The following is a 25,771-nucleotide window of genomic DNA, read 5'->3' on the forward strand; positions in this document are numbered from 1 at the left end:
AAACCGGCAACCGTTAATAGCGGTTCTAGGGTTCAAATCCCTATCCCTCCACCACCATTAGAAAAGCCCGCTGAGAAATCAGCGGGCTTTTCTCTTATCTGCGATATATAAATAAAAAAGGGAAGAGCACTAACGTGCTCTTCCCTTCTTAGTATTGAAAGCCGTGACAACTAGTCAGCCAAATACTTACCTTCTGCGACTTTCCAGAACGCTCGAATTAGAGGGTTATCTAGCTGTGCTCGCTTACAACATACGCCTAACTCAAATGGCTTGATGGGCTCTATCTTTAAGCGGCTAACCTTATCTCTTACTGGACTGTTGTTTATGACCACATCAGGTGCGATGCCAAGTCCACACCCTAGTGCCACCATACTTACAATCGCCTCATGGCCAGAAACTTGCGCGTATATGTTGGGTTTTATCTTCATCTTTTTAAACCATGCATTGGCTCGTTCACGCGCTGTACCCGCTTCAGGGATGATAAAAGGCACTTCATTCCAGTTTGGCTTGTCGGATTGCAGTTGTTGAGTAAAGCTACTGACACCAGATGGGATGATGACAGATAGTGGTATATCACTAATGGTTTCGAACTCTAACCTTGAAGGGAGGATGTCTGGTTTCGCTGAAATCGCGATGTCTGCTTCGTCATTTAATATCTTATCGATAGACTGAGCAGGGTCGCCTGTAGAAAGCTTGAACTCGATATATGGGTGAATGGCTCTGAATTCGGTAATTAGCTCAGGAAGATGGCTATAGCTTGCAGTCACGGAGCAAAATATCCTGATCTCCCCCTTTAACTCTTGTTCACCGCCTTTTAGGTGAAGGTTATATTGCTGCCACTCTCCAACAATACTCAACGCTACTGGCAATAGGTGTTTTCCTGCCGGAGTGAGATCAACGCTGCGGTTGTCCCTGATAAGCAGTTCCTGTCCTGTTTCTTCCTCAAGCTTTTGTATCTGACGGCTCAGTGCAGAAGGGCTGACATGCATGGCTGCAGCGGTTTTGCTGAAACTCTTGCTATCACATAAATGTATAAATAATTGTAGAGATTTTATGTTCATGTTCTGTGATCGTTTCCATGTTGCATTTATTGCAATAACTAATTGTGAATATATCACTTTCAGCAACGGAATGTCTGTTTTAGTATGAAGTCATTCGATAGAGAGATATCGACCTTACGGACTTATTTTTAAAGGAGTGCCTCAAATGGCTAACTATTTCAATACATTAAACCTTCGTGAACAACTAGACCAACTAGGTCGTTGCCGCTTCATGGATCGTGAAGAATTTGCGACAGAAGCTGAATACCTTGAAGGCAAGAAAATCGTAATTGTTGGTTGTGGTGCTCAAGGCCTTAACCAAGGTCTAAACATGCGTGATTCAGGCCTAAACGTGGCTTACGCTCTACGTCAGGCGGCGATTGACGAGCAACGTCAGTCTTACAAAAACGCAAAAGAGAACGGATTTGAAGTAGATAGCTACGAGAAGCTGATTCCTGAAGCGGATCTAGTAATCAACCTAACTCCAGACAAACAACACACTAACGTAGTTGAAACAGTAATGCCTCTAATGAAAGAAGGCGCTGCATTAGGTTACTCACACGGCTTCAACGTAGTTGAAGAGGGCATGCAAATCCGTAAAGACCTAACCGTTGTAATGGTTGCACCTAAGTGTCCAGGTACTGAAGTACGTGAAGAGTACAAGCGTGGTTTTGGTGTTCCAACACTAATCGCTGTTCACCCAGAGAATGACCCTAAGGGTGAAGGTTGGGATATCGCTAAAGCTTGGGCTGCTGGTACAGGTGGTCACCGCGCAGGTTGTCTAGAGTCTTCTTTCGTTGCTGAAGTTAAATCTGACCTTATGGGTGAGCAAACAATCCTTTGTGGCATGCTACAAGCTGGTTCTATCGTATCTTACGAGAAGATGGTTGCTGATGGTATCGACCCAAGCTATGCAGGTAAGCTTCTACAATACGGTTGGGAAACGATCACTGAAGCGCTTAAGTTTGGTGGCGTAACTCACATGATGGACCGTCTATCTAACCCAGCTAAAATCAAAGCATTTGAGCTTTCTGAAGAGCTAAAAGACCTAATGCGTCCGCTTTACAACAAGCACATGGACGACATCATCCAAGGCGAATTCTCTAGCACTATGATGGCTGACTGGGCGAACGACGATGCGAACCTACTAGGCTGGCGCGAAGAGACAGGCGAAACAGCATTCGAAAATTACCCAGCTTCTGATGTAGAAATCTCTGAGCAAGAGTACTTCGATAACGGCATCCTACTTGTTGCTATGGTTCGTGCAGGTGTTGAGCTAGCGTTCGAAGCAATGACAGCATCTGGCATCATCGATGAGTCTGCATACTACGAGTCTCTACATGAGCTTCCACTAATCGCGAACACGGTTGCTCGTAAGCGCCTATACGAAATGAACGTTGTAATCTCTGATACTGCTGAATACGGTAACTACCTGTTCGCTAACGTTGCAACACCACTACTACGTGAGAAGTTCATGCCTTCAGTAGCAACAGACGTAATCGGTCGTGGTCTAGGTGAAGTATCTAACCAAGTAGATAACGCTAAACTAATCGAAGTTAACGAAGCTATCCGTAACCACCCAGTTGAGTACATCGGTGAAGAGCTACGTAGCTACATGAGCGACATGAAGCGCATCGCAGTAGGTGGCTAATCTCTTAACTCGATAACATCGAACAAATTTAAAGAGCTCCAAAAACTGGAGTCATAAATAAAAAACACAACATCTAATTAAAAGGCTTGGTCGCCGTTGACCAAGCCTTTTTGTTTATTGGGAAAGATGTATCGCGACTCGGAGTGTTGTTAGGAGTCTAGATCGAAAAACTCGAGTGCATAAAAAAGGGCTGACGTTTTCACGTCAGCCCTCTTATCTTTGCTCGCTTGAGTGCTTACTTGTCTGCAAGCTTAGCTTCTAGCTTTGCAAGCTTTTGTTCCATTTCAGTCAGCTTTTGACGAGTGCGCAGTAGTACTTGAGTTTGAACATCAAACTCTTCACGGCTTACAACATCTAGTTTGTTTAGCTGGCCTTGGATAACTTGGCGAACTTTCTGGTCTACGTCTGAACCTAGTTCTTTCACTGGCTGAGGCATAGAGTCGTGGATCTGCTTAGCAATTTGCTCTAGTTTTTTTGGATCAAACATATCGATTAAAACTCCTGACTATTTATCACTATTCTATTTAATCACATCTAAGATGTCGCCTATCGCGTATAAAAAAAGGCCACCGAAGTAGCCTTTTTAATTATTTTACGACTCAGCGATTACTTGTTGTCTGCTAATTCTCTGTGTGCTGCTTTTGCTTCATCGACGCGAGCTAGTTTTTCTAGATCTTTGTCTTCAACAAATACAGGAAGAGGTTTGTGTTTTTCAGCTAGGTAGCTGTAAATCACTGGCAGTACAAACAGCGTAAAGATAGTACCAATCGCTAGACCTGCAACGATTACAATACCGATACTAAAACGCTGAGCTGCACCCGCACCACTTGCGTACATTAGTGGGATTAGGCCCGCGATCATAGCTGCCGTTGTCATCAGGATTGGACGAAGACGAACTTTCGCCGCTTCCATTACCGCTTCAATACGAGTTTTGTGGTGATGCAGCTGTTCTTCTTTTGCAACCTCACAGATCAAGATACCGTGCTTGGTAATCAGACCGACCAGCGTGATCAAACCTACTTGTGAGTAGATGTTCATCGTTGCCGCGCCCCAAGCTAGAGCAATTAAGGCACCACAAATCGCCAGTGGTACAGATACCATGATAACCAATGGATCTTTTAGAGATTCGAACTGAATCGCCAGTACTAAGAAGATGATTGCTAGCGCCAAACCAAAGGTTGCGTAAAGTGCGCTACCTTCTGTTACGTATTGACGTGCTTCACCCATGTAATCGTGGTTGTAGCCACTTGGTAGCTTGTTCGTTGCCGTATCTTCAAACCACGCAATCGCATCACCCATGGCTGCGCCCGGGGCTGGTACTGCACCAATCGTTGCTGAGTTCAATTGGTTGAAGTGAGGAAGAGAGCGAGGCTCTGCCACAACATCAATCGTAATTAAACTGCCCAGTGGCACCGCTCTGCCATCTGCAGCACGAACGTAGTAGTTATTCATCGATTCAGGGTTCAAACGGAACTTACGCTCTACCTGAGGGATAACCTCATAAGAACGACCGTTTAAGTCGATACGGTTTACGTAGCCATCAGACATCATTGTACCAAGTGTGATACCAATATCTTGCATGGTCACACCGTATGCGCCTGCTTTGTCTTTATCGATGTGTACTTTCATCGTTGCTGAATCGTAGTTCAGATCAAGATCTGAGTAAACGAACAGTGGGTTCGATGCTACATCAGCCAAGATGTCAGTAGTGATTTGGAACAAGCTCTCAAAACTGTTTGGTGTTGTAATAACAAACTGAATTGGAAGGCCTGAACCGGCACCTGGAAGTTCAGGCATTTGGAACGCCGTTACTGACATTCCTGGTACGTCTTTTACTAGCTCACCTACGCGATTAGTCACTGCTGACTGGCTTTCCTTACGCTCACCCCATGGAACCATAGATGCGATACCAAACGCTTGGTTTGCATTTGGCATACCAGTAAACACCTGTGCATACGCCACTTCTGGCTGATCAGACAGAATCGTGTTTACGTCGCTCATGGTATTTTGCATGAAGTCTAAGTTTGCGTTTGATGGTGCTGTACCCATTAGCACGACCACACCTTTATCTTCAGAAGGTGCTAACTCACTTGGGATAAACTTAAACAGCATCGGTAAGCTGGCAAATACGATAACCGCAAAACCAATGAATACCGGGCGATGGTTCATTACCGCACCAAGCATACGCTCGTAACGGTTAGTTATACCATCCAGTACGCTATGTACCTTTTTTTCAAACTTGCTTGGCTCTGCATGAGCTTTCAGCATTTTTGAACACATCATTGGCGACAGCGTTAATGCCACGATACCGGATACAAATACTGAACCCGCTAGGGTTAAAGCAAACTCTTTAAATAGTGAGCCTGTGATACCACCCATCATCGCGATCGGAGCGTATACCGCGCCTAGCGTTAATGTCATTGCAATAACGGGTACCGCAATTTCACGAGTACCGATGATTGCAGCACGGAAAGGGGATTCCCCGAGCTTGATATGTCGGTCGACGTTCTCTAGCACGACGATCGCATCATCTACTACCAGGCCGATGGCGAGTACCATTGCCAGTAGCGTCATCAGGTTCCAAGAGAAGCCCATTGCCTGCATTACCATTGCTACACCAATCAAAGACAGTGGGATAGTAACGATAGGGATCAGTACCGCACGGAACGAACCTAGGAACAAGGTAATTACAACCAGTACGATTAATGCTGCTTCAAGGATGGTCTTGATAACCTCTTGAATCGATTCGTTAATCGCAATCGTTGAGTCATACATTACGTTCATTGAGATGTTGCTTGGTAGGTTCTTCTCTAGCTGAGGAAGAAGCTCAAGAACATCGGCTGCAATGTTGATCGGGTTAGCACTTGGTGCCGCGTTAATCGCTGCAACAACCGCTTCCTGACCGTTCGCACTTGCACGGTACACATCGTGGCTTTTCTCTAGAGAAACCTTAGCAATGTCAGATAGACGGATGATTTCGCCTTCACCGCTTCGTACTACAAGATTCTCTAGCTCTTCAACGTTAGATACTTGGGTATCAGAACTGCCGTTGTAGAGAACGAACTCACCCGTTGCTTGACCGGTTGCCGATTGGTAGTTGTTGGCATTCAGTACCGACATCACATCGCTAGCCGTTAGATCAACGGCAGCCATTTTTGACGGGTCTAGCCACACGCGTAGTGCGTATTTCATACCACCGATTAAGTCGACTTTCGATACACCGTTTACCGTAAATAGCTGCGGGTTGATTACACGCTCTAGATAATCGGTAATTTGGCTCGAAACCAACTCATCACCAGTAAAACCAATGTAGAGTACCGCCGTTGTTGAACCGGTCGACATGGTTACGGTTGGATCTTCCGCTTCTTTTGGAAGCTGAGAACGAACCGAGTTTGTCTTGGCCAGTATGTCAGATAGCGCTGCATTCGGGTCGGTGTTCAACTTCATGTTAACGGTAATCGTAGAGCTACCGAGTACAGAAGATGAAGTCATATAATCGATGTTATCCGCTTGTGCCACAGCCTGTTCGAGGGGCTGGGTGATAAAGCCTTGAATAAGATCGGCACTTGCCCCGTAGTAACTCGTGGTCACGGTTACGACGGTATTCGTCATTTCAGGGTATTCACGCACCTGCATTTTGAAGATTGCTTGTAAGCCAAGCAGAGCAATCAAAAAGCTGATGGATACCGCTAGAACTGGACGTTTAATAAAAACATCAGTAAAGCGCATTATGCCTCCAGTTACAGCTTAGGTGTTTCAGTTGGTGGTGTGATTGCATCACTTTCCACAACCTTAACTTTGGCACCGTTACTTAGACGTACTTGGCCAGAAGTCACAACGGTATCGCCAACTTTCACACCTTCAAGGATGTGTGCGATATCAGCGGTACGTTCACCAACTTTTACAACATGTTGAGTAACGCGTTGAACACCGTCTTCTTCATTCAGGATGTAAACATTGTCACCGTATAGAGTGAAAGTAATCGCTGTTTGAGGCAGGGTTACTTGGTTCTCTAGTTTAGGCAGAATGATGTTAGCGCGAGCAAACATACCGCTACGAAGCTTGCCATCATTGTTTGGAATGTCTGCTTGAACTTGAATAAGACCGCTTTGTACGCTTACTGCTGGCTCAATAGCACTGATTGATCCTTCAAATGGGATTTCAGGGTAAGCGTCAACGAAGATATCAACCGCTTGACCCACACTGATGCGAGAGATGTCAGTTTGAGATACTGTGAAGCGTAGGCGCATTACACTGGTGTCTTCTAGACGAACGATATCTGTACCTGATTGTAGGTACTGGCCTAGGTAAACGTTACGGATACCAACGGTGCCATCGAATGGTGCGCGAATTTCACGACGATCGATAGACGCTTTTAAGCTCTCAATATCAGCCGAAAGAGAGAAGTAGTTTGCTTCTGCTTCGTCATAAGCTTCCTTAGAGATAGACCCTTTTTTGAATAGGCCTTGGTAACGCTTGTACTTCGCTTTTGCAGCAGGTAAGCGCGCTTCAGAACTTTTCAAATTCGCTTTCTCAACATCAGAATCTAAACGAACAAGTTGCTGACCGCTTTTAACTTCAGTGCCTGATTCGAAAGAAATTTGGTCGATTACACCACTGGTTTCATTCGCTAGAGTGACACCTTGGTTTGGTTCGATGAAGCCGATAGCTTCAATCACCGGAACCCAGTCGATCGGCTGAACTTCAGTAACGGTGACAGGAAACTCTGGTTCAGGGCGATTTGCCAAGTATTCCGCTATTTTTTGTTGCTTGAACATGTTAAACCCAATAACGCTGCCGAAAAGTAATACAGCGATGAGTAACATGAAGAAAGTCCACTTTTTCATTATGGTCAAAACTCCGATCTAGTGTGTAATTATTGCGTCCCAACTGGCTTCTATTGCTGCTTCTAATGCTGCCTCATCCATTTGGTAAAATCCTAAAGAATGCTTTCGCGCTAGAGAAACACTAGCCGCTAAGCTCAACCCGCTTAATACTTCGTTATGAAGCGGTTTAAACAACCCTTGCTCTTTCCCCTCATTAAATAGCTGCTCAACTTGGTCAAACATTTTCCGTTCAAGTTCCCTGAAGTTTAGGCTATTTGTGATGGGTAGAGCCTCATACTGGACCCGATTTTTAATCGCAGCCAAGTTCGTTCCTGCTAAGTTCCAGATGTTAAGCCACATGGTTCTATAGCGTTGCTTGATTGGATCTGAATCGTTCACGCCTTCTTGAACAGCATCAGCTACTCGTTGAGTTACGAGTACACAAACATCAGCAATCAAGTGTTCTTTATCGTCGAAGTAGCGATATATCGTCCCCGCAGCGACTCCAGCTTCCTTTGCAAGCTTTTGCATCGACAGACCTTGAAAACCGACGTCAGCAATCAGTTTTTCTGCAGCAGAAAGTATTTGCTGGCGTTTGTCCCTATGTGTATGAATTGTCATATACTTATCACCCCAGCGAATGAACGTTCATTCATTATAGCCTAATAACTAGACTTATGTGTAACCCCCTTTTGTATGAATGATGTAAATTCTTCAATAGGAGAACGTAGCATTCGTGATGTTGCAGCATTACTATAGGCACGCGACTAATTTGACCTTGTAAAAACAGATAGAGAACCAAATGAAACTGAACCCCAGACAAGATGAAGCCGTGAAGTATGTTTCAGGACCCTGTTTAGTATTAGCAGGCGCTGGATCAGGCAAAACACGTGTTATCACCAATAAGATTGCTTATTTGGTTCAGGAGTGTGGCTACAAGGCGCGTAACATCGCGGCTGTGACCTTTACCAATAAAGCTGCGCGTGAGATGAAGGAGCGTGTTGGGCAAACCTTAGGTAAAGGTGAAGCGAAAGGACTTATCGTTTCGACGTTCCATACTATGGGCCTAACCATTATTCGTCGCGAGTACAAAGCGCTGGGCCTAAAAGCGGGCTTCTCTCTATTTGATGACCAAGACCAGTTAGCCCTATTAAAAGAGCTAACTGAAAGACAAATCGATGGCGACAAGGATTTACTGCGTGCATTGATGAGTGCAATTTCGAATTGGAAGAATGACATGCTGACGCCAGACCAGGCGAAAGCGCGCGCTCAAGGAGAGCAAGAGCAGCTATTTGCGTTCTGCTTCGAGATGTATCAAAAACAGATGAAGGCCTACAACGCCCTCGACTTTGATGACTTGATTGCACTGCCAGTACAATTACTCAAAACCAATCAAGAAGTGCGTGAACGTTGGCAGTCGCGTATTCGTTATCTACTTGTGGACGAATACCAAGATACCAACACTAGCCAGTACGAATTGGTTCGCTTACTGGTTGGAGAGCGTGGGCGTTTGACGGTAGTAGGTGACGATGACCAATCTATTTACTCATGGCGTGGTGCGAAACCGCAAAACTTAGTGTTGCTGGGTGAGGACTATCCAAACCTTCGCTTAATTAAGCTGGAGCAAAACTACCGCTCAACCAGTCGAATCTTGCGTGCAGCGAACATCCTGATCGCCAACAATCCGCACGTATATGAGAAGTCTCTATTCTCTGAGATCCCAGACGGCGAAAAGCTTAAGGTATTGAATGCCAAGAACGAGGAGCATGAGGCTGAGCGTATTACTGGTGAGATCATCGCACACAAGTTTTTGAACCGTACTGAGTATAAAGATTACGCGGTGCTTTACCGTGGTAACCACCAATCGCGCTTAATTGAAAAAGCGTTGATGCAGAACCGTGTGCCTTACAAGATCTCTGGCGGTACCTCGTTCTTCGCTAGAGCGGAAATTAAAGACATCATGGCTTACTTGCGTGTGTTGGTGAACCCTGATGATGACAACGCCTTCCTACGTATTGTAAACACGCCACGCCGTGAGATAGGCCCGGTTACGCTAGAGAAGTTAGGTAGCTACGCCAACATGCGTGGCAAGAGCTTGTTTGAGGCCAGCTTTGAGATGGGTTTAGAGCAAACCCTAACAGGCCGAGGCTTAGAGAACCTGCGTCGATTCACGGATTGGATTGTTCGTATCTCAGATAACGCAGAGCGTGGCAATACCGTAGATGCGGTTCGTGCTTTGGTTCGCGATATTAACTACGAAGATTGGTTATACGAAACCTCAGCAAGCCCGAAAGCGGCAGAGATGCGTATGAAGAACGTCTCTGATCTCTATAGCTGGATTGTCGCCGATTTAGAAGGTGATAATTACGATAAAGAAGAGAAGACGCTGCGTGAGGTCGTGCAACGCTTAACCCTGCGCGACATGATGGAACGAGGTGAAGACGATGACGATGCTGACCAAGTACAGTTAATGACACTACACGCATCGAAAGGCTTGGAGTTCCCATATGTGTATTTGATGGGAACAGAAGAGGGCATCTTGCCGCACCAAACCAGTGTTGATGAAGGTAACGTTGAGGAAGAGCGTCGCCTGATGTATGTGGGTATTACTCGAGCGCAGAAAGAGCTGACTTTTACTAAGTGTCGTGAACGTCGTCAGTTTGGTGAGTTAATTAAGCCAACACAGAGTCGTTTTCTTGATGAATTGCCGCATGATGATGTGGAATGGGAAAGCGTGAAGAAGCCACAGTCTGCTGAAGAGCGAATGGAGAAAGGGCAGGCGCACATTGCCAATATTCGAGCGATGTTCAATAAGAAGTAATGTTCTGCTTTATATAGCACTATATAGAAGACAATAAAAAAGGTGACCTGATGGTCACCTTTTTTGAATTTGGCATTTTTAACTATAGATCGGCAAATTACAGACCAGCAATCATGTGCTCGATAGCATCTTTGATTTCGTCGTCTGAACAGTCCATACATGAACCTTTTGCTGGCATCGCGTTGAAGCCGTTGATTGCGTGGTCAGCCAGAACATCGCGACCTTGAGCAATACGAGGACCCCAGTCACCAGCATCACCTGTTTTAGGTGCGCCACTTACGCCAGATGCGTGACAAGCTATACAAAAGGTACCATAAACTGTTGCGCCATCACGAGGGCCTGTTGGTTCAGCGGCTACTGGCTCACTGCCGACTAGGTATACTTGACCAACTGGTTTGATGCGCTCAGCAATTGCATCTTGCTCTGCTTTACTTAGGCCTGAAGCCATTGCACCAGTTGAGAAGGTTAAAACTGCGATGACAACGCTTAAAATTCGACGAGACATATCCATTAAACTCACTTTACATTCCCAAGGTAAGTACATGCTTACCAAATTATAGTGTTGGAGGGGGTGTTTTGGCTTTAACCAGTAAAGAGCAACTGTTAAACCAATGTAAATAATGGGTGATTATATCCCGATAAGTTGTTGCAATAAACAACAACTTATAAGCTGTGGCGGGTTGTAGTACTCAAATAAGGGGTTTATCACATATTAACTGTCGAAAAAGAGACCAAACAGAAAAAAAAGTTAAAAAAGTACTAGACGGCATTGGGTGATATACGTATTATTCCACTCCGCCGACAGGGCATGCGCCTGTAGCTCAGCTGGATAGAGCGTTGGCCTCCGGAGCCAAAGGCCGAAGGTTCGAATCCTTTCAGGCGCGCCATCCGGTCACTTACTTCGGTAAGCGAGAAATTGGCAGAAAAAGAAATTATGGTGGCTATAGCTCAGTTGGTAGAGCCCTGGATTGTGATTCCGGTGGTCGCGAGTTCGAATCTCGTTAGCCACCCCATTCTTTCTTTACAAATTATCGGTAGCTTAGGCTTCCAGTGTTGATTCACTATCCCAAGAATCGATACAAAACTAGTCGGTGAATAGCGCAGCTTGGTAGCGCATCTGGTTTGGGACCAGAGGGTCGGGGGTTCGAATCCCTCTTCACCGACCACTATTTCAATAATCGCTTGTTAAGCGGTTATACAAAAAGATTAGTGGTGGCTATAGCTCAGTTGGTAGAGCCCTGGATTGTGATTCCGGTGGTCGCGAGTTCGAATCTCGTTAGCCACCCCATTAATTTTGTCGGTGAATAGCGCAGCTTGGTAGCGCATCTGGTTTGGGACCAGAGGGTCGGGGGTTCGAATCCCTCTTCACCGACCACTATAAGAAAGCCTCGTCAGAAATGACGGGGCTTTTTTACATCTGAAATATAGATGGCTTTAGACCTGAGTGTCGGGGGCTGGATCGCCAGCCCGGTGAAAGCCCAGTCGCATCGCCTCCCTCTTCACCGACCACTATAAGAAAGCCTCAACTAGCCGTCCGCGTCAGAAATGACGGGGCTTTTTTCGTTTGGTGTTTAGAGTATTTGTGCCCAGAAGGCTGTTGGCTTGAGAGCTAACCCGATCGAACCTACTATAAATAGCCTTAACTAGCCGTCCGTGCCATAAATGCGGTACAAGAAAAATAACCTCTTCGAAGTGTCACGCGTTCAATGTGACTGCTCTTCTCCACACAAAACCACAATTCATTAAACCGGTCGATCTATATCTAATTTTATATAATTTAATGGCTAATAAATTCGACAGATTGATAGGTTTGATCTAAGGACTTTTACGAAAAATGAAACCTAACCCCAATACTGTCGATTAATGTCCGTATTTAGCATTTTTCCCCCTCTCAAATCGCCGAAAATTCCAACTAATTTATCCATCTGCTTGTTTTGTTATCTCATATTTGCCTAACCTATATTAATGGTTGTAAATATGGCTCACACAACCCTATTTAGTTGTTCTGTTTGATATAAATAGATAAATTAGATTATGTTTCTATAGTGTTAATTGTTTTTTGGAATAATTATTTGTTTTTGATGATTGGTAGTGAGATCTGCTCTCAACCATGGCTTTAGCTTTACAAGTAAGTTGTGGCAAGGGTTTTGTGAGTGTTTATTACCACTAGTATAATGCTGTTTTTTCTTACTATATGCCTTTGTGGTGAATAGTTATGTGTTGGTTTTGCTTGTTAAGCGTTTAATGTCGACTTTTTATCCTATTTTTGTTGATTTTCTGTGAATTATTTGCCAAATTGTCAATCGTATAAAATATCAGAACAATATTCTGGTAAGAATGGATTCAATTTTGCAGACAGGGCAGAAAGCTGCCAAAGCAGTAGAGGTCTGGTAATGTCACTTTTAGAAGTAAAAAATCTTCGTATCGAATACCCATCTCGTCATGGAGTTCACGCCGCAGTTAAATCGCTTTCGTTCAATATTGAACGTGGTGAGATTGTTGGTGTTGTAGGCGAATCTGGTGCTGGTAAGTCAACGGTAGGTAACGCGGTTATCGATCTGTTGAGCCCTCCTGGTCGCATTGCTAGCGGCGAGGTATTTCTGGATGGCGAAAAAGTCTCTGGCTTATCTCCTGAACAGATGCGTTCTGTTCGCGGCTCAAAGATTGGTTTTATCTTCCAAGATCCAATGACGTCTCTTAACCCTCTATTCACCGTAGAACAGCAGTTAAAAGAAACGATTCACGCCAACATGAAGGTTTCTGATCAAGAAGCCTATGAACGCTCCCTCGACTTGATGAATCAAGTTGGTATCCCACAGCCAGAAAACCGCTTAAAACAGTATCCTCACCAATTCTCTGGCGGTATGCGTCAGCGTGTGGTTATAGCGATTGCATTGGCAGGTGAGCCTGACCTTATCATCGCAGATGAACCAACCACCGCACTGGATGTGTCTATCCAAGACCAAATCTTAGGTTTGATTCGCGATCTATGTATTAAGAAAAACGTAGGTTGTATGTTGGTAACGCACGACATGGGTGTGGTATCTAACGTAACCGATCGTGTAGCCGTAATGTATCGTGGTGACTTAGTTGAGTTTGGCCCAACTGCCAAAGTGCTTGGTACGCCAGAACACCCATACACACACAGCTTGATCTCTGCGGTTCCGCGTTCAGACCGTAAACTCGATCGTTTCCCACTAGTGAGCTACATCGAAGAAGCACACGAGATGGAACCACTTGATGTGAAAAATCACTGGTTGGGTCAAAGCCAAGATCACCGTGATTACACAGGCCCATTATTAAATGTTGAAAACGTAAACCTGCGTTTCACCACTAAAGATTCGTTCTTCGAGAGCCGCCGTGAGTACGTACAAGCGTCGAACAACGTTAGCTTTGAGGTGCATGAAGGTGAGACGTTTGGTTTGGTGGGTGAATCAGGCTCAGGTAAATCAACGATTGCTCGTGTAATTGCTGGTTTGTACGCGCCAAACTCGGGCAAGGTAACGTTTGAAGGCGTTGACCTGACTGGCCTGAAATCTGAAAAAGAGCGTCGCCCTATGCGTCGCCAAATGCAGATGGTTTTCCAAAACCCTTATACATCAATGAACCCTCGAATGAAGATATTCGACATCATTGCTGAACCTATTCGATTCCATAAGCTTACTCGCAACGAAAGCGAAACTCGTCAGATCGTTAATGACCTGCTAGAGCACGTTGGTTTAGGTAAAATGGCTGGGGTGAAGTACCCACACGAATTCTCAGGTGGTCAACGTCAGCGTATTTCTATCGCTCGCGCTTTGGCGACTCGCCCACGTCTTTTGATTTGTGATGAACCAACATCGGCACTGGATGTGTCGGTACAGGCTCAAATCCTCAACCTACTAAAAGACTTACAAGACGAGTTAAACCTAACCATGCTGTTCATTAGTCACGATTTACCGGTTATTCGCCAAATGTGTGACCGTGTTGGCGTGATGCAGATGGGGACACTATTGGAAGTTGCGCCTACAGAGCAGCTATTCCAATCACCTCAGCATGAATACAGCAAACAACTGATTTCTTTAATGCCTGAATTTACAGGTTTGAGAGAAGAAAAAGCAGTGGCACAAGCCGCGGTATAAAAGTCAGCAGGCTGGAGTTTAGCTTGCTAACAACAATAAACAGACGCAAATACAACAACTAGGGATCTGGATTCCCGCATGAAGGAGTTATGCAATGAAAACCATGAAAAGCAAATTAGCAGTAGCTTTGATGGCAGCTGGCCTAAGCTTTAGTGCAGCAGCAGCAGATATTACCGTTGGCTATGCAGCTGACCCTGTATCACTTGACCCGCACGAGCAGCTGTCTGGTGGTACACTGCAAATGTCTCACATGGTATTTGACCCTCTAGTACGTTTCACTCAAGAGATGGACTTCGAAGGCCGTCTAGCGACAAGCTGGGAGCGAATTGATAACGAGACTATGCGCTTCAATCTTCGTAAGGGAGTCAAATTCCACTCAGGAAATGCATTTACAGCTGATGATGTAGTTTGGACTTTCGAACGTTTGAAGTCTTCGGCAGATTTCAAAGGCATCTTTGGTCCTTTGGTATCTTTGACTAAGGTAGATGACTATACCGTTGAAGTTAAGACTGATGGTACGTATCCATTGATCGAAAATGTGGCGACCTATATTTTCCCAATGGACAGCAAGTTCTACTCTGGAAAAACTGCAGACGGAAAAGACAAATCTGAGTTGGTTAAGCATGGTAACTCCTTTGCATCAACCAATGAGTCTGGAACGGGGCCTTTTATCATCAAGTCTCGTGAACAGGGTGTTAAGGTTGAGTTTGAACGTTTCGCTGATTACTGGGATAGCGCTTCAAAAGGTAATGTCGACAAGCTTACGCTTGTGCCAATTAAGGAAGATGCAACGCGAGTCGCTGCTATTCTTTCCGGTGATGTTGATATGATCGCGCCTGTTGCACCAAATGATTACAAGCGAGTTAAAAATGCTGATGGTGTTGATTTATATACAATGCCTGGAACGCGTATTATTACCTTTCAAATGAACCAAAACAGTAATGAGGCACTGAAAGATGTGCGCGTTCGTCAAGCGATTGTTTATGCGATTAACAACGAAGGTATCGTTAAAAAAATCATGAAAGGTGCGGCTACTGCAGCTGCGCAACAGAGCCCTGTGGGATACGCTGGCTATAACGAAGAACTAAAACCTCGCTATGATGTTAAAAAAGCAAAAGAGCTGATGAAAGAAGCGGGCTATGAAGATGGCTTTACGCTAACTATGATGGCACCAAATAATCGTTATGTGAACGATGCTAAGATTGCGCAAGCAGCGGCGGCAATGCTATCTAAGATTGGTATTAAAGTTGATCTTAAAACTATGCCTAAAGCGCAGTATTGGCCTGAGTTTGATAAGTGTGCTGCTGATATGATGATGATTGGTTGGCACCCTGATACAGAAGACTCTGCGAACTTCTCTGAATTCCTCACGATGACTCGTGATGAAGCTACAGGTAAAGGTCAGTATAACTGTGGCCACTACTCAAATTCTGAAATCGATAAAGTAGTTTTAGAAACGAATTCAGAAACGGATCTTGTTAAACGAAGTGCGATGCTGAAGCAAGTTGAAGCCGTCCTATACGATGAAGCTGCGTTCGTACCACTTCATTGGCAAGACCCTTCATGGGCAGCTAAGAGTAACGTTGAGATTGGTCCAATTATCAACGGCATGAACTTCCCTTACTTCGGTGATCTAGTTGTAAAATAACCTAGCTTGCGAGAATCGAGAGCCTGAAGCTTTCAGGCTCTCAAACTATTAAGAAATAGATTTAAGTTTAGGTATTTGGTCTTCCTTCAGTCTGGCTAAATACCTTTTTTAAGACTGAATTTTTGTTATCTGGTCGCGGATTTTGATTAGATAATCATGGATAGATAAGGGGCAAGGAATGGTTACGTTTCTGGTCAAGCGCCTGTTTCAGGCACTGATAGTGATGTTTGTGATCAGTTTGGTGGCGTTTGCCATTCAGGATAACCTGGGCGACCCGTTGCGTGAGTTAGTCGGTCAATCTGTGTCAGAATCGGAGCGTCAAGCGCTGCGTGATGAACTCGGCTTAAATGATCCCTTCATTACAAAATACACTCGCTTTGTAGGCGCAGCTCTACAAGGTGATCTTGGTACTTCATATTTCTTTAAACGCCCTGCAGTGGACGTAATCTTAGATAAGCTGGTGGCGACGCTTGAACTTGTGTTTGGCGCTTCTCTGATCATCGTTTGTCTGTCGATTCCACTAGGCGTTTATTCAGCAATACACCCAAAAAGTTTCTTCACTAAGCTGGTGATGGCGGGCAGTAGTATCGGTATCTCTGTGCCTGTTTTCTTAACGGCAATCATGCTGATGTATGTCTTCTCTATTGAACTTGGCTGGCTACCGTCGTTTGGCCGTGGTGAAACGGCAAACTGGTTTGGCTGGGAGTCTGGCTTCTTAACGCTAGATGGCCTTGCACACTTAGTTCTGCCAAGTATCGCACTTGCATCTATCATGCTACCGCTTTTCATTCGTCTAGTTCGTTCAGAGATGCTAGAAGTGCTAAGCTCTGAGTACATCAAGTTTGGTAAAGCGAAAGGTCTGGAACTGAACAAGATTTACTACCAGCATGCTCTGAAAAACACAATGCTACCTGTACTAACGGTAGGTGGTGTTCAGATTGGTACTATGGTGGCTTACACAATTCTTACTGAAACCGTATTCCAGTGGCCGGGCACCGGCTTCCTATTCCTTGAAGCGATTAACCGAGTGGATACACCACTGATTACCGCATACGTTATCTTCGTTGGTCTTATCTTCGTAGTAACGAACACCATTGTTGACCTGCTATACGGGATCATTAACCCAACAGTGAACATCACAGGGAAAGGAGCATAATCATGGAACAAACAACAACAGCTCCATCTCGTTGGGAGCGATTCAAGCAGTCAGACATTCTGTACTACTTCTTGCGTGACAAAGTGGCAATGTTCAGCTTTGCTGTTTTCACTGCATTCTTGGTGATGGCATTGGCGGCACCTATTCTGGCGCCAACAGACCCGTATGACGTGACGTCTATCGACATCATGGACTCTGAGCTACCACCGTCTTGGATGGAAGATGGCGAAGAGCGTTTCCTACTGGGTACCGATGAGCAGGGCCGTGACATTCTATCGACCATGCTTTACGGCTCTCGCTTATCATTGACGATTGGTTTCCTAGCCGTTGGTCTACAGCTCACTCTAGGTATCATTATTGGTCTATCTGCGGGTTACTTCGGTGGTCGTATCGATAGCTTCTTGATGCGTTTTGCTGATGTTCAGCTTTCGTTCTCAACCATGATGGTTGCGATCATTGTCTCGGCTATCTTTAAGGCGAGCTTCGGTAGTGACTTCTACGCGCAATATGCGGTAGTGATGCTGGTGGTGATCATCGGTATTGCTGAATGGCCGCAGTATGCTCGTACGATTCGTGCATCGGTATTGGCTGAGAAGAAGAAAGAGTATGTAGAAGCAGCACGCGTGATGGGCTTCAGAGCTCCGCGCATCATGTTCCGTCATATTCTACCAAACTGTTTATCGCCAATTTTGGTTATCTCTACGGTACAGGTGGCAAATGCCATCATGTCAGAAGCGGCACTTTCTTTCCTAGGTTTGGGCCTACCGGTAGACCAACCGTCACTAGGTGCACTAATCAGTACTGGTTTTAACTACATTTTCTCTGGTGCGTGGTGGATTACAGCCTTCCCTGGTGTCGTATTGGTGACGCTAGTACTGGTGATCAACCTACTGGGTGACTGGTTACGTGACGTGTTTAACCCTAAAATTTATAAAGGGTGATAGCTTGGTTTGATTTTTAGTAAAAAAAATCACTAAACTAAGAGCCGTAAGCAATTACGGCTCTTTTTTTGCTTAATGGATCTTGAACTAAGTATCATTGATAGTGTCAATAATACTTAAAATGGAATTCGTGTTTTATCGACATTAATTCGGTAACAATTAACCCGTGAGGGTTTAAGTGGTGGTTATGAAATTGACAATGAATGATGTATGTCGCGCTGTGATTAGAAATTATCGTATGGGGCTTATTGCTGCATCCCTCTTGGTATCGAGCCAAGTCAATGCAGAATCGGTTTTATGTGATGCTACTCAGGCAAGTACTAATCAATTACCACAGCTAGAGCAATCATGTCCGATCGGTAAGGGTGTTTGGGGTAATAAAGCGCCTAAGCGTCATTCAGATAATGAGCTGTTTTGGGTTCAATGTGGCCTGCTGAACAAGCCTTTGTCACTGAGCCAAGCAAAACCTCTTTACGGCAAAATTTCGACCAACGTATGGATGAAACCTGAGGGTGGTGATTATCGTTGTTTGATTGGTCCTTACTCTACATTTTCAGATGCGAGAAAAGATCTAGCTCAGGTTCGTAAGGTGCCAGGTTATGGCGAAGCCTTTATTCGTATGGTTGATAAGTCGCAGACCTCATCACAACCTATCGTGGCAAAAGCAGCCGAGCCTAAAGCAGCAAAACCGACACCGGTTAAGGCGCCTGTAAAACCTGCAACTAAGCCTGCGGCGAAACCCGTAGCAGCCAAGCCAGCGGCAACAGTCACCAGTGCGGCTGCCATTCAGGCACTGCCAAGTGGTGGCAAGAATTCAGATAACGATCTAGAAATTGAAGTTCGCGTGACGGCAAATGTTGCCGGTAGCCAATATGCGATCCCTTACTTGCTAGACCATGAGCAGCAGTTCTACATGGAGCAAGGTAAGCCTTGGAGTCGTTTGGATTATGGTAGTGCAGAGCTGGTATGTAATAAGATCAACATGAAGCTGATGACTGAAAAGCAATGGCAGAGCATCCTCGGCTCAAAAGTGATGGAAAACCAGAACTGGCCAATGCACCTACCTTATTGGGGAGCGGATAAGAAAGGCCTGTTCACTAATGGTAACGTAAACCAACTCAAAGGCTCTTCACTACTTAACGTGATGTGTGTGAAGTAACAAGTCGGATTGAAACCTTACTTAAGCCTCAGCGATTGCTGGGGCTTTGTTGTTTTTAGGTCTCGTAATTCAAAGGCTAGGGGTACTTGGTTAAGCAGTGTATCGATAGCTGATGGCAGACGCCTTCAAATGAATTTGATCAAAAATCACTAAAAATTGCTCAAATAGTGCGGTTGGTGCGTAGAAAACCATAACTCAACAACAAGGTGATTGAGATTATGAGTTTGAAAAAACGATTAGAAGATGTGGCTCCTAGCTTCGAAGCTGGGGGGAAGTACGAAAAGCTCTACCCAGTGTATGAGGCATTTGCGACCATATTTTACACGCCAGGGAATGTGAACCGAGGTATAACCCATGTCCGGGACAGCATTGACCTAAAACGGATTATGATTCTGGTGTGGCTAGCCACTTTCCCCGCGATGTTTTGGGGTATGTACAACGTAGGCCATCAAGCCGTGATGGGGTTAACCGCTACCTATTCGGGTGCCGAGCTTGCTTCTATCATCGACAGTAGTTGGCGCTTATCGTGGGCGTTTGGTGATGCACCGTCCTTAGTAGCAAGTGGCTGGGGAAGTCAGATGTTCTTGGGGGCGCTCTACTTCTTGCCTGTTTATGCCACCGTATTTGTGGTGGGGGGCTTCTGGGAAGTTTTATTTGCCGTTGTGCGAAAACACGAGGTGAATGAAGGCTTTTTTGTAAGCTCGGTACTGTTTGCACTTATTCTTCCGCCAACTATCCCGCTGTGGCAAGCCGCTTTGGGTATCACCTTTGGTATTGTTGTTGCCAAGGAGTTGTTCGGTGGTACAGGGCGAAACTTCCTCAACCCTGCACTGGCGGGGCGAGCGTTTCTTTACTTTGCTTATCCTGCCAATATGTCCGGAGGCTTGGTATGGGTTGCCGCTGACGGCTATTCAGGAGCGACACCGCTCAGCCAATGGTATGAAGGCGGTGGCTCGTCGCTGATCAACAACATGACAGGTGAGGCCATCACTTGGATGGATGCCTTTATCGGTAATATTCCGGGCTCGATGGGTGAAGTGTCTTCACTACTCATTATGTTGACCGGTGTGATTCTGATTGTCATGAAGATAGCATCGTGGCGCATTGTGGCTGGTGTGATTGTTGGGCTTGTGGCGACCTCGAGCTTACTAAACTTGATTGGTTCAGATACTAACTCAATGTTTTCGATGCCGTTCTACTGGCACTTTGTATTAGGTGGCGTCGCGTTTGGTACCTTCTTCATGGCGACCGATCCGGTATCTGCCGCATTCACTAATAATAGTAAATGGGCTTACGGGATTCTGATAGGTGTGATGACGGTCGGTATTCGAGTACTCAATCCCGCGTATCCAGAAGGCATAATGCTCGCAATCTTGTTTGCGAATCTGTTTGCTCCGTTATTTGATTTCATGGTGAAAGAACAGAATATTAAGCGTAGGCAAAAGCGCATGGTGCGTTAAGTCACTAAAGAAAAAGGCTTGCCGATGTGCAAGCCTTTCTATTGATAAAGAAACATAAAAGCTATTCAACTCCACTTCAAATCAATCTCGAATGGTTGTGTACTACCACAGTGCTCACCGCACATCTCATCGTAAGCGCTGTTATGTATCAGTGTTGCTGACGATACGCCTTGATCGCTAAAGTGGTCACGCGCTTGATTGACACTCAAAAACTTCATCGGATGGTGGTGGTCGTCTTTAATTAACTGCTTTTGCTCGCCAACGACTTGGTAAGCTAAATAAATCCCGCCTTCAAATGATTCAATTAGTAGATTCATCACAAACTCCATTGTTGTTCTAGATAGGTCTTTGTATTGGTATCTACGTTAATAGTTGTTTGAAGGTTCATGTGGCTCCAAAATGAAAAAACCAGAAGCACAGCTCCTGGTTTCTGATTAGGCCATCAAAATAACTCAGTGACTAGTTGATTTTCTGCATGATGCTAACACGACCATTGGTGTTGCCTGTGTTATCCATCTTACGACGGATAAGTAGGCCTTCATCCCAGTTGGTGCCAGCAGGTTGGTATTCCCACTTAACGAAGTATTCATCATTTGAGTTACAAGACGAGCCTGCAACGTAATTGTCTTGGTCGCAGAAGCGAACCACAGTGTTCAGTTCTGTCAGTGTCGCTTTTGAAGCTCGGTCTGTTTGACCAAACCACCAGTAATCTATAGCGCCTAATTCGGTATAGGTTGCATCAAACTGCCCCATATCTTCTGGTGAAGATTGGCCGCCGTTGTCGCTCTTACACTCAAAACCTGATGTCGTTACTTTTGTTGCACCGAACACCATAGTACTTACTGCAACTTCGCCATTGTCACAGTACTCTTTTGTTTCCCATGTTCCTGTGAAATCCACGTAACGTTCAGAATCTTTTGTTGGGATCTCGTAGTAGTATGCAACACGCTCTGTTACGCGAGGTTGGGGGTTGTTTACGTCGCTACCCAGCCTTTCTTTCTTAACAATCTCAGAATAAATGCCAGTTACTGGATCGAAAGAGCCAGAAGTAGTATCACGAATCCACTTTGATGGGTCGCTTTCTTCATCTTTGTCATCCCAGACATTGTTTGCTGTGTAGTGATTCAAGTCAGAAGCTTTTTGTACATCAAATGGCTTCCATCCTTCGATGTCTTCGGCTGTGAACTCTTCATCAGCGGTTGCTGACTGTGTTAAGTCTCGTAGTTTGTATGCGAAAGTACTATTGAGAACATATGCAGTATCAGGTGTAAGATCGCCATTCTCATGGTCTATTTGGTTATCACCATCAATATCACAACCCTTCCTTTCTGGATCTTCTTCTTCGATCCATTGGTTTGTCGCATCAGAAACACATGTTAGGTACTGTTCAGCAAAGCTTTCTGATAATGAATAGTCGTTAGATCCTGCAAACATAGTGACTGATTCTGCAGAATTCACTTTGAACGTCATCTCGGTCATGCCGCGAGTACGCTTGAACATGTCTTCTTCCATTAGCTTGTCAGCGTGGACGTAAATGAATTCGTTAGAGTTCTGGGTGACATCAATGTAACGAACGAATTTGCCAGCAGTGATAAATGGATTTGCCGAGTCATCGCCGCGTTCCATTGAGCCAAACGCAGACTGCATGTGCGTTAGAGCGTCGCTTTCTGAAGCGATATTTGCAACTTCTACACCAACCGCTTTTAGGAAGTCCGTTACGCTTGTAGTGTCATCTAGACTTAGATCTTTCATCTTCGCTAACGTAGCAGCATCAGGTTCGCGCATCATATCTGGAATTGTCAGAATTTCATCTGAAGTGTTACCAAACTGGTTGTCCAGAGACTGAAGTAAAATTGCTAGGTTAAGTGCACGAGCGTATTTACCCGCCGCTTCAAATGGAGTCAGTACATCACGGTTTGATGCTGCACCTACTTTTAAGCCGTTTTCGCCGCCAATAAAGAAGGTAACCGTATCGCTAGTCTTAGCGGTAAATTCGCCCTCACTGTTCGTAACACCGTTCAAGCCAGAACTAGTGTTGTAGTAGATACCTTCAACAGCCGCGTCGATAAATTTGTTGGTTGTTGACGGTTCTGCAGGCGTTGTAGTACCTGAATTAGAACTGTCGCTACCACAACCAGTTAAAGCCACTGCAATCGCCGCTGCGAGAATACTCACTTTTTTCATTACTCGTACATCCCTTATGTAGTTGAGTTATTTTTTGTTGTTATGTGTGTAGTTTATATCGTGCGACTATATATCTACCTTAATTATAAGTTAAGTGAATGAAGTTGGATTCGGTTAATAAATATTCGAACCATACGGCAAAAAACGCAAAAAGCCGACAGATGTCGGCTTTTTATAATATTTCTTTGACTTACAGATATTTAGCGCATAGTTACGAACTCTTCGCTGCCCGTTGGGTGAATTGCCACAACAGAGTCGAAGTCTGCTTTGGTTGCGCCCATCTTCATTGCAACGCCGAAGCCTTGAATCATCTCATCAACCGTGAAGCCGATGCCGTGTAGGCCAACGACTGTCTCTTCTTCGCCAGCACATACTAGTTTCATCTTACAAGGTTGGCGGTGCTTGGTTACTGCTGTGTACATCGCAGTGAAGCCAGATGTGTAAACCTTGATGTTGTCTTTGCCATACTTCTCTTCAGCTTCTTGAGTCGTTAGACCGATTGTGCCGATAGGTGGGTGGCTGAATACAACAGTAGGAACTAGGTTGTAGTCCATCTTCGCGTTAGTTTGACCGTTGAATAGACGCTCAGAAAGCTGACGACCTGCTTTTACTGCCACAGGAGTTAGCTCAATACCACCTTCCATGATGTCACCAACACAGTAGATGCCAGGAACGTTAGTCGCTTGGAACTCGTCTACCTTGATGTAGCCACGGTCGTTTGTCTCAACGCCAGTTGATGCTAGGTTGATAGCGTCAGTCGCTGGGTGACGGCCGATAGCCCAGATTAGGTGGTCAACGTTTTGAGTGTTGCCATTCTCTAGGTGTAGCGTCAGTGTGCCGTCCGCTTCTTTCACAACTTCTTTAGGCACTGAGTGCGTGTGAAGTGTTGGACCTTCTGCTTCCATTACCTCAACCAATGTCTCAACGATCATTGGGTCGAAGCTACGTAGCGGAGACTCTTTACGGCAGAACAAGTGTGTTTCTGTACCAAGTGCGCTTAGTACGCCTGCGATCTCAACTGCGATGTAGCCTGCACCGATAACCGCAACGCGTTTTGGCTGCTCCATTAGTTCGAAGAAGCCATTTGAATCGATGCCGTATTCTGCACCTGGGATGTTTGGAATCGTTGGACGACCACCTACCGCGATCAGGATGTGATCAGCTGTGTAGTGTTCACCGTTTACTTCAACTGTCTTTTCGTCAACGAACTTAGCAAAACCTTTGATTACGTTTACCTTGTTGTTACCAAGTACGCGATCGTAAGATTGGTGGATACGACCAATGTACGCTTGGCGGTTCTCAATCAGTTTGCTCCAGTTGAACTTCTTCACTTCAACATCAAAGCCGTAGTCTTCAGAGTATAGGTTGATCGCTTCAGCGACTTGAGCGCCGTGCCACATTACCTTTTTAGGAACACAACCAACGTTTACACAAGTACCACCAAGGTCCTGAGCTTCGATAAGTGCAACTTTTGCACCGTGCATTGCCGCGCGGTTTGCTGATGCGATGCCGCCGCTGCCGCCACCGATACAGATGTAATCAAAATGAGTCGCCATTACTTTCTCCATTTATTGAGGGTTGTAGTCACAGTGAGCACACTGGGTACCTACGTCCTATAGATTCTAAAATTGTCTAATTATTATATTGAGGGCAGATCGGTTGAACTCAATCTCCCTGCTTGAAATTTATTCGTCCACATCACAGTCTTTTGACTGCTTCTTGAGCTTCGATGTGGTGTCGAGATTACTCAGGTACGATCCACTCTACTTTGTAGTGACCGGTTGCTGGTGCAATTGCTTCCTTCAAGAATGGAAGAATCTCGTTCATTTGGCTTTCTAGCTTCCAAGGTGGGTTGATAACAATCATGCCTGATGCTGTCATGCCACGTTCGTTGGTGTCTGGTGATACACCAAGTTCGATCTGTAGAATCTTGTTGATGCCCAAGCTTTCTAAGCCTTCGATCATGTCTTCGATGTCACAACGGTTCACTACTGGGTACCAAATTGCGTAGATACCCGTTGCCCAGCGTTTATGGCTTTGAGCAATGGCGGTCACTACATCACGGTACTCTTTTGCAAGTTCGTACGGTGGGTCGATCAGTACTAAGCCACGGCGCTCTTTTGGCGGCAGGCTTGCTTTTAGACGCTTAAAGCCATCTTCTTTGTAGATCGATACCTGACGATCGCGGTGGAACTCTTGCTCAAGCAGCGGGTGGTCAGCTGGGTGAAGCTCGGTCAGTACCATACGGTCCTGGTCACGCAGGTGAGCACGTGCAACACGTGGTGAACCTGGGTAGTAGCGCAGCTTGTCGCCGTTGTTTAGTGTTGAGATAGACTCAAGGTAGCTTTGAATGTCTTCAGGAAGGTTTTGCTGTTCCCAGACGCGAGCGATACCTTGTTTGTATTCACCGGTTTTTTCAGACCATTCATGCGTTAAGTCGTAACGACCTACACCAGAGTGAGTGTCATGGTAAACAAAAGGCTTATCCTTCTGTTTCAAAGAATTAAGAATAAGGCTCTGTACGATATGCTTTACTACGTCGGCATGGTTGCCTGCGTGGAAGCTGTGGCGATAACTTAACAAATTAAACTCTCGTAACACTCTCGCTTTAGAGTGTGGTTAGTGTAGGTGGGTTAATCTGATTATTATAACCCTCAATGGACCATAAATTCTCGAACAATTCAGGGACAGTCGTCAGCTATCTGCAGTTAGTTATTGGTTCTACTATTGAAATTTACCTTTATGGGCACTATTTAATAACTAT

At 45.2% G+C, this 25,771-nt stretch carries 17 protein-coding genes, 5 tRNA genes and 1 pseudogene; 13 read left to right on the forward strand and 10 right to left on the reverse strand.

Annotation, left to right across the window (positions count from 1 at the left end; all coding sequences use genetic code 11):
- Positions 1–170: 170 nt before the first annotated feature.
- Entirely contained in the window at positions 171–1,061 is an 891-nt protein-coding gene (gene ilvY / locus JC606_RS05765) for an HTH-type transcriptional activator IlvY (RefSeq protein WP_137408736.1), read from the reverse strand.
- Between the two features lie 145 nt (positions 1,062–1,206).
- Between ilvY and ilvC the strand changes: the two genes are divergently transcribed.
- Complete coding sequence (ilvC, locus tag JC606_RS05770; RefSeq protein ID WP_008224071.1) at positions 1,207–2,691, forward strand: ketol-acid reductoisomerase; 1,485 nt, start codon at positions 1,207–1,209, stop codon at positions 2,689–2,691.
- A 235-nt stretch (positions 2,692–2,926) separates the two neighbouring features.
- On the opposite strand, the gene ubiK is transcribed toward ilvC, so the two are convergent.
- The 4 genes from ubiK to JC606_RS05790 form a co-directional block, all read right to left on the reverse strand.
- Positions 2,927–3,178, reverse strand: a complete 252-nt coding sequence (gene ubiK / locus JC606_RS05775; protein WP_137408737.1) for a ubiquinone biosynthesis accessory factor UbiK — start codon at positions 3,176–3,178, stop codon at positions 2,927–2,929.
- 119 nt (positions 3,179–3,297) lie between these two features.
- Positions 3,298–6,420, reverse strand: a complete 3,123-nt coding sequence (locus JC606_RS05780; protein ID WP_137408738.1) for a multidrug efflux RND transporter permease subunit — start codon at positions 6,418–6,420, stop codon at positions 3,298–3,300.
- An 11-nt stretch (positions 6,421–6,431) separates the two neighbouring features.
- Positions 6,432–7,538 carry an efflux RND transporter periplasmic adaptor subunit gene (locus JC606_RS05785; RefSeq protein WP_137408739.1) on the reverse strand — a complete coding sequence of 369 codons (1,107 nt, stop codon included), beginning with the start codon at positions 7,536–7,538 and terminating at the stop codon, positions 6,432–6,434.
- An 18-nt stretch (positions 7,539–7,556) separates the two neighbouring features.
- Complete coding sequence (locus JC606_RS05790; protein WP_004740926.1) at positions 7,557–8,138, reverse strand: TetR/AcrR family transcriptional regulator; 582 nt, start codon at positions 8,136–8,138, stop codon at positions 7,557–7,559.
- A gap of 181 nt (positions 8,139–8,319) precedes the next feature.
- Between JC606_RS05790 and rep the strand changes: the two genes are divergently transcribed.
- Positions 8,320–10,338 (forward strand): DNA helicase Rep, encoded by a 2,019-nt coding sequence (rep, locus tag JC606_RS05795; protein WP_186171417.1) that lies wholly within the window; start codon positions 8,320–8,322, stop codon positions 10,336–10,338.
- A gap of 97 nt (positions 10,339–10,435) precedes the next feature.
- Here the strand turns inward: rep and JC606_RS05800 are convergent, their stop codons facing one another.
- Positions 10,436–10,849, reverse strand: coding sequence for a c-type cytochrome (locus JC606_RS05800; protein WP_137408741.1), 414 nt, complete (start codon positions 10,847–10,849; stop codon positions 10,436–10,438).
- Between the two features lie 299 nt (positions 10,850–11,148).
- On the opposite strand from JC606_RS05800, the gene JC606_RS05805 reads away from it, so the two are divergent.
- The 11 genes from JC606_RS05805 to JC606_RS05855 all read left to right on the forward strand — a co-directional run bounded on the left by JC606_RS05805 (position 11,149) and on the right by JC606_RS05855 (position 20,823).
- A tRNA-Arg gene (locus tag JC606_RS05805) sits at positions 11,149–11,225 on the forward strand.
- Positions 11,226–11,275: 50 nt separating this feature from the next.
- A tRNA-His gene (locus JC606_RS05810) sits at positions 11,276–11,351 on the forward strand.
- Positions 11,352–11,427: 76 nt separating this feature from the next.
- Positions 11,428–11,504, forward strand: a tRNA-Pro gene (locus JC606_RS05815).
- Positions 11,505–11,550: 46 nt separating this feature from the next.
- A tRNA-His gene (locus JC606_RS05820) sits at positions 11,551–11,626 on the forward strand.
- Positions 11,627–11,636: 10 nt separating this feature from the next.
- Positions 11,637–11,713 (forward strand) — tRNA-Pro (locus JC606_RS05825).
- A 1,018-nt stretch (positions 11,714–12,731) separates the two neighbouring features.
- Positions 12,732–14,459, forward strand: a complete 1,728-nt coding sequence (locus JC606_RS05830) for a dipeptide ABC transporter ATP-binding protein (RefSeq protein WP_004740930.1) — start codon at positions 12,732–12,734, stop codon at positions 14,457–14,459.
- A 94-nt stretch (positions 14,460–14,553) separates the two neighbouring features.
- On the forward strand, positions 14,554–16,107 hold the full coding sequence (locus JC606_RS05835) for an ABC transporter substrate-binding protein (RefSeq protein ID WP_198778206.1): 1,554 nt from the start codon (positions 14,554–14,556) through the stop codon (positions 16,105–16,107).
- A 178-nt stretch (positions 16,108–16,285) separates the two neighbouring features.
- Positions 16,286–17,263 carry an ABC transporter permease gene (locus JC606_RS05840; RefSeq protein ID WP_061033080.1) on the forward strand — a complete coding sequence of 326 codons (978 nt, stop codon included), beginning with the start codon at positions 16,286–16,288 and terminating at the stop codon, positions 17,261–17,263.
- A gap of 2 nt (positions 17,264–17,265) precedes the next feature.
- The gene (locus tag JC606_RS05845) at positions 17,266–18,204 is read left to right on the forward strand and encodes an ABC transporter permease (protein WP_008218598.1); all 939 of its coding nucleotides are present in this window, start codon (positions 17,266–17,268) and stop codon (positions 18,202–18,204) included.
- A gap of 187 nt (positions 18,205–18,391) precedes the next feature.
- Complete coding sequence (locus JC606_RS05850) at positions 18,392–19,363, forward strand: SPOR domain-containing protein (protein WP_198778207.1); 972 nt, start codon at positions 18,392–18,394, stop codon at positions 19,361–19,363.
- A 218-nt stretch (positions 19,364–19,581) separates the two neighbouring features.
- Positions 19,582–20,823 carry an NADH:ubiquinone reductase (Na(+)-transporting) subunit B gene (locus JC606_RS05855; protein WP_105057717.1) on the forward strand — a complete coding sequence of 414 codons (1,242 nt, stop codon included), beginning with the start codon at positions 19,582–19,584 and terminating at the stop codon, positions 20,821–20,823.
- Positions 20,824–20,888: 65 nt separating this feature from the next.
- Here JC606_RS05855 and JC606_RS05860 read toward each other — a convergent pair.
- The 4 genes and pseudogenes from JC606_RS05860 to JC606_RS05875 all read right to left on the reverse strand — a co-directional run.
- Positions 20,889–21,167 (reverse strand): annotated as a pseudogene (locus JC606_RS05860) (DUF6482 family protein); the annotation flags it as partial.
- A gap of 115 nt (positions 21,168–21,282) precedes the next feature.
- Positions 21,283–23,007 (reverse strand): hypothetical protein, encoded by a 1,725-nt coding sequence (locus JC606_RS05865; protein WP_198778208.1) that lies wholly within the window; start codon positions 23,005–23,007, stop codon positions 21,283–21,285.
- 200 nt (positions 23,008–23,207) lie between these two features.
- Positions 23,208–24,563, reverse strand: a complete 1,356-nt coding sequence (gene gorA / locus JC606_RS05870) for a glutathione-disulfide reductase (RefSeq protein ID WP_004740943.1) — start codon at positions 24,561–24,563, stop codon at positions 23,208–23,210.
- Positions 24,564–24,750: 187 nt separating this feature from the next.
- A complete protein-coding gene (locus JC606_RS05875) occupies positions 24,751–25,590 on the reverse strand; it encodes a 23S rRNA (adenine(2030)-N(6))-methyltransferase RlmJ (RefSeq protein WP_004740945.1) in 840 nt (279 codons plus the stop codon).
- Positions 25,591–25,771 lie beyond the last annotated feature (181 nt).

This window comes from Vibrio sp. IB15 (genome assembly GCF_016406055.1).
In the GTDB taxonomy this organism is placed as follows: domain Bacteria; phylum Pseudomonadota; class Gammaproteobacteria; order Enterobacterales; family Vibrionaceae; genus Vibrio; species Vibrio chagasii.